Below are 14,268 nucleotides of genomic sequence, written 5' to 3'. Positions count from 1 at the left end.
TGATAATTCCAATAAACCTCAATTCCAGAAACAATGCCCATCATCCAAAGCTGGCGCTGGTACGGCCCCAACGACCCCGTGAGCCTCGCCGACATCCGCCAGGCCGGCGCCACCGACGTGGTTTCGGCCCTCCACCACATTCCCAACGGCCAGGTCTGGACCGTGGAGGAAATCCAGAAACGCCAGGAAATCGTGCGCGCCGCCGGCCTCACGTGGAGTGTGGTGGAAAGCGTGCCCGTGCACGAAAACATCAAGACCCGCACCGGTAACTTCCAGCAGTACATCACCAATTACCAGGAGTCGCTGCGCAACCTAGCGGCCTGCGGCATCTTCACCGTCACGTATAACTTCATGCCCGTCCTCGACTGGACGCGCACCGATTTGGCCTACGAAGTAGAAGACGGCTCCAAAGCCCTGCGCTTCGAAAAAGCCGCTTTCGTGGCCTTCGACACCCAACTGCTACAGCGCCACAACGCCGCGCAGGACTACACGCCCGAGGAGCTGGCCAAAGCTGAAGCCCGCTTCGCCGCTATGAGCGACGAGGAAAAGAAGCTGCTGCAGCGCAACATCATTGCCGGCCTGCCGGGCAGCGAGGAAAGCTTCACGCTGGAAAAATTCCAGCAGGCCCTGGATGACTACGAAGGCATCAACGCCGCAAAGCTGCGGGAGCATCTGATTCTGTTTTTGCAGGCCGTGGTGCCCGTGGCCGAGTCCGTCGGCATCAATATGGCCATTCACCCCGACGACCCGCCCTACCCCATCCTGGGTTTGCCGCGCGTGGTGAGCACCGCCGCTGACGTGGCCGCGCTGGCGGCCGCCGTGCCCTCGCTCAGCAATGGCCTGTGCTTCTGCACCGGCTCCTTCGGCGTGCGGGCCGATAACGACCTGCCGGGCATGGTGCAGCATTTTGCCGAGCGCATCCACTTCATCCACCTGCGCAGCACCCAGCGCGACGCCGACGGCAACTTCTACGAAGCCAACCACCTGGAAGGCGACGTGGACATGTACAGCGTGATGCGCGAGCTGGTGCTGGCCATGCGCCGCCGCAACGTGAGCCTGCCCATGCGCCCCGACCACGGCCACCAAATGCTCGACGACCTCAAAAAGAAAACCAACCCCGGATATTCCGCCATCGGCCGCCTGCGCGGCCTGGCGGAGTTGCGCGGCCTGGAAATGGGCATCAGCCGGGGGCTGTAGTTTTGCTTTTATAGAACGTCATGCTGAGCGCAGTCGAAGCATCTCGCGTGTGGAAGTAACTCAATCGATTGGTTTACTTCCACACGCGAGATGCTTCGACTGCGCTCAGCATGACGTTCTATTTCTGCAACGCCTAAACTGCTCCCCTACTTGTCCCCGTCCCGGTCGAACGGGTTGCCGGGCTTCACCAGTATCACCCGTTCGCGCTCCACCAGCACCTGGCCGGGCCGGGCGCCCCGGGGCTTGCGCACGAATTTCTTGGGCGTGACCGTGACCGGGCACAACGTATCGTGCTGCCGCTTGGAGTACCAGCCGGCCAGCATGGCGGCGTGTTCTACCACCGGTTCGGGGATGGTTTGGCCAGCCTTGTGTCGGATGACGACGTGCGAGCCGGCCACGTCTTTGGCATGCAGCCAGAGGTCATCTTTGTGCGCGTATTTCTGGGTAAGCAAGTCGTTGTTTTCGGCGCTCCTGCCCACCAGAATGGTAAATCCCCGGTCCTCGAACACCTTGAAAGGCAACTCGCCGGGCACTTTGGCCCCTGGCGCCACCGGGTCGAGGCCGTGGAGCTTACGCCAGGCGCGCAGGCCGCGTAGTTCGGCCAGTGCGGGCTGGGAGTCCATTTCCTCCAGGCGCTCCAGGGCGGTAAAGGCTTCGGCCTCGCGCCGGGCGATGCGCTCGGTGAGCTGACGCTCTTCGATTTGTTGGTTTTTGCCTTTGCGGTAGAGATTTTCGGCGGTTAGCTGGGGCTTTTCGTTGGGCTTGAGCTTGATGACCTTAGGCTGGTTGGTATAGAAATCCAGCACTTCAATCTGCTCAGCCCGCGCTGGAATCTCGTGCAGGTGGGCCATGATGAGGTCGGCGGTGTGGCGATAGCCAGCCTCGTGCGCCAGCGCGTGCAGCCGTTTGCGGGCATGGGCGGCGGCCGTGCCAGCCTCATCGACGCGGCGCTCCAGCAATTGGCGCAGCTGTTTGGTTTCCATTTCTAGGGCGCGGCGGCCCAGGGCCATGGGCACGAAGCGGCGCAGGGCGGCAACGGGGTCGTCGCCGGGCAGCGTTTCCAGCATGTCGCCCAGCGGCAGCAAGCTCAGCCGGGTGCGGCCCTCCAGCTGGATGAGGTAGTAGTGCGCCGGCTTTTCCAACTGGGCCAGCACCTGGTTCACCAGCCGGGTTTTGGTTTCAGGCGGGGCCACGTCGTAGCCCTGCGTGCGCAGGTAGCGTAGCGGCAGGTCGGCCAACGTCGGTGGTAGCTTGCCAGGCGCCGTGAGCTGAACCACGGATTTGTCGGATTCTTCGGATTGGTCGGATTCTGTGGACGGACCCGGTTGCGCTGCTGGCTGTGGGCGTAGGTTTGCATCAGCCAGCAGCTTCTGCTGAAAAAGCTGCGCGGGGGCATCGGGCGCAGTGCGAAAAATAGCGTTCGGCCGCGGGCCGTAGAGCTTGAACACCAGCCGGGCGCCGCTCCGGAAGTTCACCTGCAGCACCCGGTCTTGCGGCCAAGCAGCCACGCTTTCCACCTGCTCGCCCAGCATATCCGGGAATAAATCAACCGAGTTGGAACGGGCACGCTGGAAGGTTTCGGGCAGCGCCAGCGCCGGGAACGTGGCGCCCAGCTGCGCTTTCAGCCAGAACTGCTGCGCGCCGTTGGTGAGGCCGATGACCAGCTCATCCTTTTCCTGCGTGAAGCACACGGCCACGCAGTAGCCCCGCAGCCGCTCGGTGAGGGCCGGGGCCAGCTGGCGCAGGAAGTAGTAGTTGGTGTGCATGGTAGTAGCGCGAACTTTCAGTTCGCGTAGCTGAACGAATCGGTTTAGCGGAGCGAAGACGCGAACTAAAAGTTCGCGCTACACCTCCACCCGCAGCCCGTCATACGCCAGCCGAATCCAGCTAGGCAACTCGGCTTCCACTTCCTGGTGGCGGCCCAGCTGGTGGCTGATGTGCGTGAGGAAAGCGCGCTTGGGCTGGGCTTCTTCCAGCACGGCTACGGCCTGGGCCAGGGTGAAGTGCGAAATGTGCTCCTCCCGCCGCAGGGCGTTGAGCACGATGACATCGGCGTCGCGCAGTTGGGCGCGGGTTTCGGGGCCGAGGTGGTTGGCGTCCGTCAGGTAGCAGAAGCCGCCGATGCGGAAGCCCAGCACCGGCAGACGGTGGTGCAGGGCCCGCAGCGGCAGCACCGAAATGCCGTGCACGTCGAACGGTACGTCGTCGCGCTCAATCGGGTGCAGCGTCACGCGGGGCACGCCGGGGTATTTATTTTCCGCGAAAATGTAGGCAAATTCCTGCTGCAGCTGGCGCAGCACGCGCGGCTCGCCATACACCGGCATGTCGGTTTGCTGCCGAAAATTGAAGGCCCGGATATCGTCCAAGCCGGCGGTGTGGTCTTTGTGCTCGTGCGTGAAAAGCAGCGCGTCGAGGTGCATGACGCGGGCGCGCAGCATCTGCTGCCGGAAATCGGGCCCGGAATCAATCACAAAGCTGCGCCCAGCCACTTCCACGTGCACCGACACGCGCAGGCGCTTGTCGCGGTGGTCGAGCGAGCGGCACACGGCGCAGGTGCACCCAATCATGGGCACGCCCGACGAGGTGCCCGTGCCGAGGAAGGTTACTTGCATGAATAGTTGTTAGTTGTTCGTTGTCAGTTGTTAGTCAGGCACAACCGCTTGATTAACAGAGCGGCCTAACAACTGACAACGAGCAACTGACAACTAAAAACTACCCCACGTACTGCTTCACCACGCGCACCAGGGCGTCGAAGTCGAGCGGCTTGGGCAGGTAATCGGTCACGCCGGCCTCGCGGAACTGGTCCATCGAGTAGTTGTTGGCGTTGCCGGTGATGGCGATGATGGGCAGCTTGTTGATTTTTGGGTCGGCGTGGGCCCGAATTTCGCGGGTGCACTGCATGCCGTCCTTCACCGGAATGTTGATGTCCATCAGCACGCAGTCAATCGGGTTCGATTCGATTTGCTTCAGCACCTCGCCGCCGTTCTTCGCCAGCACAATTTTGTATTTCTGAAGCTCGAGAATTTTGCGGGTGAGGTTGAGAATCACCGAGCTGTCCTCAGCAATCAGAATGGTTTTGGATTGGGTATCGACGGACATGAGCGTGGGGTTGGGATGGGTTTAAGGGGTAGAAGTCAGGGCAATGAGCATCGGTATTACACGGCCGACGTGCTGGTGGCTCGCTCAACGGCGCCAGGGTATTCGGCGACGAACTGTGCAAAGTAATGTTCTAAAAGTCGAAAGCCCGCGGCGGCATCGTCCATGCGGCCTTCTTTGAGCTGGTGCTCGAGGTGCCGGGCCTGGGCCGCCAGGGCCACGCCGCCCAGCGTGGCGGCCGTGCCTTTGAGTTGGTGCAGCATGGGCAGCAGCTCGCGGAACTGGCCTTCGGCGGCCGTGGGGGCGGCGTCGCGCAGCAGGTCGCCGGCTTCCTGTTCGAACTCCTGATAAAGGTCGGACGTGAATTCGGGGCCGCCCAGCTCCACCAGCTGGCGCAAAATGGCATCATCAAGCGTGGGTTCGCCGGCCACGCCCGGGGCGGGCGTTGGGAGAGGCGCGGCGGCGGCGGACGCATTGCCGGCAGCGGCCGGAGGGTTGCTGGCGTCGGCGGGGCGGGCGTTGCGCGGGCGCAGCCAGCGGTGCAGCACTTCGTAGAGGTGGCGGCTTTTCACGGGCTTGCCCACGTAGTCGTCGAGGCCCTGGCGCATGAAGCGGCCGGCATCCTCCTGCATCGAATAGGCCGTCATGGCCACCACGGGCGGGCAGTGCGAGCCCAGCAGGCGGCGGATTTCGGCCGTAGCGGCCACGCCGTCCATGTCGGGCATCTGGATGTCCATGAACACGATGTTGTACTCAACGCCCGGCGCCGTGGCCATGCGAATGGCCTCGGGGCCGCCGCCGGCCACGTCCACCTCGCAGCCCAGCTTGGTGAGCAGGCGCTGGCCCACCTTCTGGTTGATGGCGTTGTCATCCACGAGCAGCACGCGCGGCGAGGCCTCGAAGGGCTGGAAAACCGGCTCGCGCACGGGCGTCACCGCCGGCGTTTCGCCCATCGGCGCTTCGCGGGCGCTGATGGTGAACCAGAACACCGAGCCCTCGCCCTCGTCCGAGAGCACCCCAATTTCGCCGCCCAGCAGCTCGGCCAGCTGCCGGCTGATGCTCAAACCCAGGCCCGTGCCGCCGTAGGCCTTGCTGGGCGTGGTGTCGAGCTGGGTGAAGTTGGTGAAGAGCAGGCTGGCGTTGTCGGTCGAGATGCCGATGCCGGAGTCCTGCACGGCAAAGCGCAGGGTGTGGTGCTCGCCGTCGGTGCTCACGCTGCTCACCACAATGGCCACCGTGCCCTCGTTGGTGAACTTGATGGCGTTGGCCACCAGGTTGCTCAGAATCTGGAGCAAACGCACCTCGTCCGTCACCACGAAGCGCGGCGTGTGCGGCGTGATGTGGTAGGTGAAGCGGATGTGTTTCTGCTCGGCCCGGTAAATGAACAGGGCCCGGATGCGCTCCATCACGGCCTGCAGCTCGATGGCCGTTTCGTGAATCTGCAGCTTGCCGGCCTGGATTTTCGACAAATCCAGAATATCATTCAGGATGGTGAGCAGGGCGTCGGAGCTCTTGCGCAACGTGTCCACGTAGTCGAGTTGCTCGTCGGTTTCCACCGTCTGGTCGAGCAGGTCAATCATGCCGATGATGCCGTTCATGGGCGTGCGTAGTTCGTGGCTCATGTTGGCCAGGAACTGGGTTTTGGCTTCCAGGGCGGCTTCGGCTTCGTCTTTGGCCAGGCGCAGGTCGTCCTGCATCTGGCGGATTTCGGTCACGTCGCGGGCAATGCCTTCGGTGCCCAGCTGCACCGGGTCTTCGTCCCCTTCCGGCGGCGTGACCATGCGGGCGTTCACCAGCACGCTCACGGGGTAGCCGTCCTTGTGCCACATCTGGGTTTCGAAGTTGCGCAGGCCACGGCTGCGCTCGGTTTCGCCGTTGGCGCGGTTCATGTCGTCGGCGTCCACGAAGTAGTTGCGCACCGGCTGGCCCAGCACCTCGGCCGGCTCGTAGCCCAGCACTTCGCGCACTGAAGGGCTCACGATGGTGAGCAGGCCCTCGCCGTCGGTGCGATAGTAGATGTCCTGGAACGACTCGAAGATGTTGCGGAACTTCTCCTCCTGCTCCTCCAAGGCCAGTTGCGCCCGTTTCTGCTCGGTAATGTCGTGGGCAATGGCCGAAATTTCCTCAAACGAGCCATCGCCCAGATAAATCGGGTTCAGGTAAATATCGGTCCACACGTCGTAGCCGCGGGCGTCGCGCAGGCGCATCTCGAAGCGCTGGGCCTGGCCCTTGGCCGCGGCCTCGTAGTGGTGCACGAAAACGTCGCGCTCTACCTCGGGCATGTGGGCCAGGTCGGCGTCCCACACGTTGAGGCCCCGCACAGGGTAGGTACCGTTGCGCCGCAGGAACAGGGCCGCGTAGTTGCGGTTGAAGTTCATGAGCTGGGCGCGGGTGTTCACCGTCCACATCACGTGCGAGCCGCTTTCAAAGATGGCGTTCAGGCGGGCGGTTTGCTTGCCAATCTGCTCCTCGTTGCGCTTGCGCTCGATGGCCAGCGCCACTTGGTTCGAGATGAAGTGCAGCACGTCCAGGTCGCCGGGCGTGTAGGCGTCGGCGCGGGTATAGTCCTGCACGGCCAGCACGCCGATAATGCGGTCGCCGATGCTCAGCGGCGAGGCCAGCATCACTTCGGGCACGAGGCCGTGGGCGGCCACGGTGCCGCTGCGCACCAGCTGCTGAAAGTCGGTATGGGTGAGGTAGCGGGGCTGCCCGCCGGCGATGATGTATTCCGACACGCCGTTGCCGAAGGGCAGCGCGCCCTTGGGCCGGTGCTGGGGGTGCTGGTCGACGTGGTAGGCAAACTGCAGCTGCGTGCGGGCGTCGTCGCACAGCGCAATGAACAGGTTGCTCGTTTCAATAATCTTGCTCAGCTCGCGGTGAATGGCGCCGTAGAGGCTGGGCAAGTCCTTGGCCGAAATGGCCAGGTTGGCGATGCTGTAGTACACCTTCTGCAGGCGCTCGGCCTTGATGCGGTCGGTGATGTCGTGCAGGATAGCGCGGCTGCTGGCCGGCTGGCCTTCCTCGCGCACCACGCTCATGCTCCCGATGAGGTGCACGGGCTTGCCCTGGTTGGTCAGAAACACGGTTTCGACTTTGTTCACCGGCTCGCCGTCATACAGGTTGCGCAGCTGGTAGAGGAGCTTGGCCTTATAGTAAGGATGCACCACGTCGGCCAGGGTGCGGGTGGCCAGCTCGGCGTCGGTGTAGCCCAGCTTTTCCTTCCAGGCCTTGTTCACGAACAGAAAGCCGTTGTCGGCGCTCAGGTGCTGCACCAAGTCCTGGGCGTTGTCGAGGAAGTCCTGCAGGTGGGTGCTGTCGCCGGCCAGGGCCGGGCTGGGCGCGCTCAGGCTGGTCAGCTCGTGGCCAGCCATCCACATGCCCGTCACGTTGCCGGCGGCGTCGTGCGTGAAGCCGGCTTGCCAGCGCAACGGGCGCAGCTGGCCGGCGCGCGTGAGCAGGGTTTGCTCGTAGCAGGGCGCCAAGGTTTGGGTTTCGATGCTTTCGCGGAACTCGCGCTTGCGTACCTCGCGCTCGGGCTGGGGCGCCAGCATCTGGTAGAAAAGCTGGCCGAGGACTTTGTCGCGCGGGTAGCCGGTCAGGGTCAGGAATGCCTCATTGACGTCCACGATGGCACCCTGGCGGTCGGTCAGCAAATACACCTGTCCCAACTGGTCGAGCAGCGCGGCCAGAGGCGGCGCCACGGGGCGGGTTGAAGAAGCAGCCGAAAATGAAGCCATACAATAGCGCGTCCTGCGCGGGTTGAATTTCCTGCTAATATAGCCAGTGCTGGGCCGGACCGCGGCGTAAATTTGGCCAAAATAAAATAACGACTAACGTAGAGCGGCCTCAGCTGCTTCCTCAGTGCCCTTTGCCGCTCCCTTCCGCCCCGCGCCTGCTCTTCACCGTCACCACCGACCTGTGCTTCGACCAGCGGATGCAGCGCATCTGCGGCAGCCTGGCCGCGGCCGGCTACCGGGTGCAGCTCGTGGGCTGGCAGCGGCCCGCCTCGCCCCCGCTCACGCCGCAGCCCTACCAACAGCACCGCCTGCAAGGTTGGTTTCAGAAGGGTAAGCTGTTTTACCTCGAATACAACTTGCGGCTGTTTTTTTACCTGCTCGGCCAGCGCGCCGCCGCTTGGTGTGCCTGCGACCTCGACACCGCGCTGCCCATGTGGCTGCGCGCCCGGCTCGGCGGCCAGCCCTTCGTATACGACGCCCACGAGCTGTTCACGGAGGTGCCCGAGGTGGTGGCCCGGCCGGCAGTGCAGCGCGTGTGGCGCTGGGTGGAGGGCTTCATCGTGCCGCGCACGCAGCTGGCCTACACCGTGGGCCCGGCCCTGGCGCGGCTGTTTGAGCAGCGATACGGCCGGCCCTTCGGCGTGGTGCGCAACGTGAGCCGCCTGCGCGGGGAGGACTTTGTATCGCCCGCGCCAGATGGTGCGCCGGCCAGCGGCTACATCCTCTACCAGGGCGCACTAAACGTGGGCCGCGGCCTCGAAAACCTGCTCGAAGCCATGCCGCAAGTGGCGGGCCGACTGGTGATTTGCGGCGAAGGCGACCTCTCGGCTGCCCTGCGTGAGCAGGCCGAACGGCTGGGTTTGCTGGCGTCGGGGCGGGTAGAATTTCGCGGCTTTGTGCTGCCCGAAGCCCTGCGCGAGGTGACGCGCCACGCCGCCGTGGGAATTATGCTGCTCGAAAACATCGGCTTGAGCTACTACTACTCCCTGGCCAACAAGTTCTTCGACTACGTGCACGCCGGCATCCCGCAGGTGCTCATCGACTTCCCCGAGTACCGCGCCCTCAACGACGAGTTCGACGTGGCCGAGCTGGTGACCGACCTCGCCCCCGCCACCCTGGCCCGGGCCCTCAACCGCCTGCTGAGCGACGAGCCCGCCCGCTACCAGCACCTGGCCGCCAACTGCCGCCGCGCCGCGCCGCAGCTCAGCTGGCAGCACGAGGAGCGGGGGTTGCGGAAGCTGTGGGCGGGGGTGGTGCCGGTGGCTGAGTAACAAAAGCGAATAAATTCAGCTATTTCATTAAACGGCCTCAGGGCATCGGCATGGGTTTAGCAAACTCACTGACGGCAGAGGTTTCCTAAATTTTAAACAATGAACCGGTTTATTTAACTCTAACGGGGCAGCAGACACGCTTTGGGAAGGGAGAAATTTGAGTTCACCGAAACGAGGGTATTTTCGGTTTCCATGAAGCCTGCTTGTTCATCGTTGCCAACAGCACCGGTGGGACTGCCCGCCAACGCCCTACCATTTCCCTTCAATGCGCCAGTACCGTGACTTGACCCTTGCACTGAGCATATTGCTGCTTTTGTGCACAACAACAGGGCGGTGCCAAAGTCCTTACCTCCGCTCTTTCCCTTTTCATTTGGACGAACGGATTATCCGCTCCTTCCAAGACAGCTTAAAGCGAGAACGGCGCAGCGACCGGTTCATTACTTTTCTAACGCACCAGCGCGAGCAGGACATCACCTATTTCATCTGGGCGGAAAACAACCAGATGCGAGTCGTGCAGCTAACGGACTCGACCATTTCCACGCCCTTAACCTGCCCCCGACCCCGTTTTTTAGCGGCCCTGGACCTGCCCCGGTTGGCGGTTCGGCAGTCCGAAGACCGGCTCCGGTTCATGCCCCCGCTCAACCCGAAGACCACCAACAGCGCCTTGGTTGAAACGGCAGGCCGCCAGTATTTGATTCAACAGGGCAGCAACAACAACTACGTGCTGGACAGGACTAAAAACCAAGCCCGGGCGGCTTTTTTTCGCCAGCTGGTCGAGGACTTGGCCCCCTTGCAAGGGCACTGGCACGTGGCCCGCGCGTACGAGCGCCTACCCAAGGAATAGCCCGCGACCCTGCTGGATATTCGCCAATGATGGCCTGTTCCGGTACTGTCGCCAAATGGTCGAGATGCAAGAACGAGGGTTTTGACAGATAAAACGGGCTTGGTTTCAGCGGGAATCATTTTCCGTTTTTTCGTGGGAACCATGTGTATTTCGGGTTCCGTGCGCATCACCATAGCTCCCTCATTCTTGGACCTGACACCATGCGCAGCAAAACGAGTATACCAAAGCAGAACCGAGGCTTGGGGCTTGCGGCGTGTCCGTCCGTTGCGCCTGACGGCAGCCCGTGCAACATTGCCGAACCATTCCCTTGCTCATGGCTCGTTCGTTCCCGATTCAGCTTTCCGGGCCAGGTACTTGGGATACTGCTCTTGCTCGCGGCGTTGCCGGGGCGGGGCCAAGCGCCCCTGTCGCTGCAGCAGTTACAGGCGCAGCGCGCAACCGTCAGGACCTATCACCCTTCCGCCCGGAAGCCTCATATATGGGTCGACCCCGTCATTTTCAAGGGCATCGCGTTCAAGATTGAAACAGGCCAACAGGACACGCTACAAGTGTATCTGGGCGACCGGTGGGTGTACGAGTACATTGGGCCGAATGGCAAAAGCCGCTACGGGGCCGTGTTTCACTTCTCTCTGCATGCCGACAGCGTCCGTCGCCAACCCATTACCATCATCGACCGCCCGCACAGCATCTACACTACTTTTTCCCTCAAGCCCGCGTGCCGGTGGGTCTGGGTAAGCAAGATGCCGACCGGCTACTGGTTTGTGTTGCAATCCCGGTACGCGGTGGATTTTATATAGCTCTGACCGGCCGGCCTGGAGAGTTCCAACCAGTTCCGGAACCAGAGGGCAACCGGGTGCTGCGGCGCCCATAGGCAGCCACGGTCCGAAGAGGGCCTGAATCAAGGACAAGCGGGGTTCTGATAAATTTCCAGTTCCCCCCTGACTCAACGCGTTGAGTCAAGAGCTTCCTTAAATGCGCCGCAAGGGCACGGGTTACCTGCGGCGCTGAACAACCTTGTCCAGGCTAATTTTGCCGTTGGCATCAATTCTGTAGCGCATGGCCTTGCTTTTGTTTTGCAGGACTGGCCGGGTTTGGCTGGGTTTTACACCCGACCACGCGAACTGGGTAATCACTCCATGCTCACTCAAAGTTGACGTAATTCCAGATTGAACCAGGGTATGTGCATGTCTATTTGCTGAGGTTGGACTTGCGTGGATTGGAAAGTTCTCCGTATCGAACGCCACGAAGCTAATAATGGCAAAGTCCAGGTTTAGGGATGCCAAATACAAATTATGGAACGCATCTGAAATCAGAACAAGGCTAAACTTTGTCGCGCCCTTGAACCGTATTCTGGTGCAGTATTTGTCCTTGTAATCGTGGCCTATATGCAAATACGCGCCGTCCAGTGGCGACGATATGCCCGCGCTTCTTTTGAAAATTTTGTCGAGCACCAGGGGTTGGTAAATGTCGCCGCGGTCTCGGAAGCTTATCCTGAAAACGCTATCGGTAGCGCCCTTCGGCATACCAGGTTTGCCGTTGCTATCACGTAGCTGCCCAATCGCGTTCAGGCGATTTAGACCGATGGAATAAATAGAGTCGAGTAATGTGCGGGTGTCAAGGCACTGTCCTACCCCCCCGCGGGGAAAACTTGCCAAAAGGACCGCCGTAATCAAGAGTATGGTTTTGTTGCGCATTTTACCGTCTAAGGCCACGTCACCGTTTCTTAGGTTTCGTTTGGGAATTAGTCGTTGCACGGGCTAATAAGTCCACTACTTTCGATTTTCAATCGACGGACATGATGGCTTGATTTGAGTTCCGCTTCAGTTACACCTTGTGAAGTTCTTGTCCACATTGCTTGGACAATCGTTCCCAACTGGTCGCAGCTCGAGCTAATGCCAGCTTCGTGTTTTTCGTAAACGACAGGATTCTTTCGTATAGGAATGAGTATAACGTTATTTATTTGGTGAAAACGTACAAAGTCTAGCAGGAGCAGTGTTTTGCTTAAAGTCACCAAGTACATGTTCCGGTAGTGGTCTGTTAAAAGTGCCCAGGAACAATCGTTTTTGAAGGTATTGACCTTAATTTTGGTAACGAACGTGTTGTCGTAGTTTGGTGCAATTAAATGGAACAAGGTGTCTGCTTTAGATGCTTTGATGCTTTGATGCTTTTTTGACTGAAAATTTTGCTAAGAATAAGTTGCTGGTACACATCCCCCGCATTTATGTGGCTCAATCGCATTACGCTATCCAGACTGGCACTTACATCTTCAAAGTTTTTCCGACTACCTATCCTATTTAATGTGTTTAAGTTAACCGAGAAAGTGGAATCCAATAAGGTATTGGTGTCCAGACATTGACCGACTGCTTTTGTCACGAGACAGCTCATCAAAATATTAACCAAAACAAGGCAACGGATTAGGTGCTGAATCGTGGTCATCAGGTCGGGCTTGTAGTAGGGTGCTCCGCTTCCAAATGTAATAACCCCCGCTCGTCAACTGGCCGGCCGTAGGCCCCACATCGCTCAACCAGAGTTTCCCCGGCACCTTCGCCAGTGGCTGCTTGTAGAACCTATGCGACGAGCCCGCACGCTACCAGCACTTGGCCGCCAACTGCCGCCGCCCCCAGCTCAGCTGGCAGCACGAGGAGCGGGAACTGTGGCGGGCGTGAACGGGCGTGGTGGCGGTGGGTAATCAGCAGAATAAGTGGGGCGTTACGTGAATAACTGCCGGTTATTATTAAAAACCCTTGCGCGGGCCGAAGCACAGCTTCAGGGTACAAGTTCTGACCCTCTACAACCAACTCAAACAAGTTATCAGGCCAGCACGGCTGCCTGCGGCACGCGAACCAGAACTTCGGCGGCTTGCAGGTACAGCCGGAAGGTGGTGCCGTGGCCTTCCCGGCTGGTTACTTCGACGCGGCCGCCCTGGGCCTGCACCAGACGGTTGACCAAAAACAGGCCCACGCCGGTGCCCGGCGCGGCTTCGGGGTGGAAGCGGCGGAAGAGCTGAAACAGCTCTAGGCCGTGGCGGGCCAGGTCGATGCCCAAGCCGTTGTCCTGCACTTCGAGCACGGGCTGACCGGCGTCCCAGAAGGCGCGGAGCTGCACCTGGGCGGGGCGGTTGGGGGCGTGGTACTTGAGGGTGTTGGCGAGCAGGTTGAACAGGATGGTGCGCAGGTTGGCCCGCACGTAGGGCAGCGCGGGCAAACCGTCAAAATCGTGCTCGATGCGGGCCTGGGCCGTCAGAATTTGAGGGCGCAGGGCCAGCATCACATCGGCCAGCAGTTCGGCCAGCACCACGGTTTCGGTGGCTTGGGTGGTGTTGGGGCGCTCTTCCTGCACCACGGCGGCCAGGTCGAAAATGGTGGTGGTGAGGTCGAGCAGCGAAGCATCTACCAGGCGCAGCACCTGGGCCTCCTCGGGGTCGTGGAAGGTAGCGGTGCGGCGCAGCTCCTCAAACAGCCCGCGCAGGTTGTTGACGGGCTGCTTGAGGTCGTGGCTGGCGGCGTACACGAAGTTGTCGAGGTCCTGGTTGGTGCGGGCCAGCTCGGCGTTGGAAGCCATCAGTTGGTCGTTTTTGCGGGTGGTTTCCAGGCGGCTGGCTGTGAGAGCCTTCAGGGAGTCGAGGCGCTGCTCGTTCACGCTGCGCAACTCGGCGTAGTAGCGGGCCACGTACTGCCGCCACTCGTTTTTCTCGATGGCGTGGCACATGGTTTTGAACAGCATTTCGTGGTCGAACTGCTGCTTCACCAGGTAGTCGAGGGCGCCTTCGTTGAGGGCGCGCACGGCTACCCACTCGCTGCCGGCCCCGGTCACCATCACCACGCACACGCTGTCGGGCGGGGCCAGCAGGAGCAGCTCGGCCAGCAGCGCCAGGCCGTCGGTGTCGGGCAGCACGAAGTCGAGGAGCACGCAGTCGGGCCGGTGCAGCAGGAACTGCGCCCGCGCCTCTTCGCCCGTGCCGGCCTCGCTAAAGGTCAGCCGCTCGGCGTTGAGGTGCTTGCGCAGAAAGCGCTTGTACAACGCCCGGTCATGCTCACTGTCTTCAATTAGCAAAATCTTTTTCATGAGCGGAGCGTTGGGAATGAGTGGACAGAAGACAGAATATCAAACCGGTATGCTTCGC

10 protein-coding genes are annotated in these 14,268 nt (G+C 61.2%); 4 read left to right on the top strand and 6 right to left on the bottom strand.

Translation table 11 applies throughout. From position 1 onward, the window contains the following. The first annotated feature begins 33 nt into the window (after window positions 1-33). Entirely contained in the window at window positions 34-1,197 is a 1,164-nt protein-coding gene (gene uxuA / locus Q5H92_RS06920) for a mannonate dehydratase (protein WP_305010771.1), read from the top strand. Between the two features lie 146 nt (window positions 1,198-1,343). Here the strand turns inward: uxuA and Q5H92_RS06915 are convergent, their stop codons facing one another. From Q5H92_RS06915 to Q5H92_RS06900, 4 genes are all read right to left on the bottom strand, one after another. Next, complete coding sequence (locus Q5H92_RS06915; protein ID WP_305010770.1) at window positions 1,344-2,963, bottom strand: NFACT RNA binding domain-containing protein; 1,620 nt, start codon at window positions 2,961-2,963, stop codon at window positions 1,344-1,346. Window positions 2,964-3,041: 78 nt separating this feature from the next. Next, complete coding sequence (locus tag Q5H92_RS06910) at window positions 3,042-3,809, bottom strand: MBL fold metallo-hydrolase (RefSeq protein ID WP_305010769.1); 768 nt, start codon at window positions 3,807-3,809, stop codon at window positions 3,042-3,044. A gap of 100 nt (window positions 3,810-3,909) precedes the next feature. Beyond that, the gene (locus Q5H92_RS06905; protein ID WP_305010768.1) at window positions 3,910-4,296 is read right to left on the bottom strand and encodes a response regulator; all 387 of its coding nucleotides are present in this window, start codon (window positions 4,294-4,296) and stop codon (window positions 3,910-3,912) included. 56 nt (window positions 4,297-4,352) lie between these two features. Further along, the gene (locus Q5H92_RS06900; protein ID WP_305010767.1) at window positions 4,353-8,030 is read right to left on the bottom strand and encodes a PAS domain S-box protein; all 3,678 of its coding nucleotides are present in this window, start codon (window positions 8,028-8,030) and stop codon (window positions 4,353-4,355) included. A gap of 131 nt (window positions 8,031-8,161) precedes the next feature. Here Q5H92_RS06900 and Q5H92_RS06895 point away from each other — a divergent pair, with 131 nt between their 5' ends. The 3 genes from Q5H92_RS06895 to Q5H92_RS06885 all read left to right on the top strand — a co-directional run bounded on the left by Q5H92_RS06895 (window position 8,162) and on the right by Q5H92_RS06885 (window position 10,942). After that, window positions 8,162-9,301 carry a glycosyltransferase gene (locus Q5H92_RS06895; protein WP_305010766.1) on the top strand — a complete coding sequence of 380 codons (1,140 nt, stop codon included), beginning with the start codon at window positions 8,162-8,164 and terminating at the stop codon, window positions 9,299-9,301. A 265-nt stretch (window positions 9,302-9,566) separates the two neighbouring features. After that, complete coding sequence (locus Q5H92_RS06890; RefSeq protein WP_305010765.1) at window positions 9,567-10,145, top strand: hypothetical protein; 579 nt, start codon at window positions 9,567-9,569, stop codon at window positions 10,143-10,145. A 368-nt stretch (window positions 10,146-10,513) separates the two neighbouring features. Beyond that, entirely contained in the window at window positions 10,514-10,942 is a 429-nt protein-coding gene (locus Q5H92_RS06885) for a hypothetical protein (RefSeq protein ID WP_305010764.1), read from the top strand. 195 nt (window positions 10,943-11,137) lie between these two features. On the opposite strand, the gene Q5H92_RS06880 is transcribed toward Q5H92_RS06885, so the two are convergent. Both Q5H92_RS06880 and Q5H92_RS06875 read right to left on the bottom strand, forming a co-directional pair. After that, window positions 11,138-11,839 carry a hypothetical protein gene (locus tag Q5H92_RS06880; RefSeq protein ID WP_305010763.1) on the bottom strand — a complete coding sequence of 234 codons (702 nt, stop codon included), beginning with the start codon at window positions 11,837-11,839 and terminating at the stop codon, window positions 11,138-11,140. Window positions 11,840-12,956: 1,117 nt separating this feature from the next. Next, entirely contained in the window at window positions 12,957-14,210 is a 1,254-nt protein-coding gene (locus Q5H92_RS06875; protein ID WP_305010762.1) for a sensor histidine kinase, read from the bottom strand. Window positions 14,211-14,268 lie beyond the last annotated feature (58 nt).

The sequence above is a fragment of the Hymenobacter mellowenesis genome, from assembly GCF_030581005.1.
GTDB classification, from domain to species: domain Bacteria; phylum Bacteroidota; class Bacteroidia; order Cytophagales; family Hymenobacteraceae; genus Hymenobacter; species Hymenobacter mellowenesis.
The sequence above is the reverse complement of the archived record's forward strand: the minus strand, read 5'-3'. Positions and strand labels throughout refer to the sequence as shown.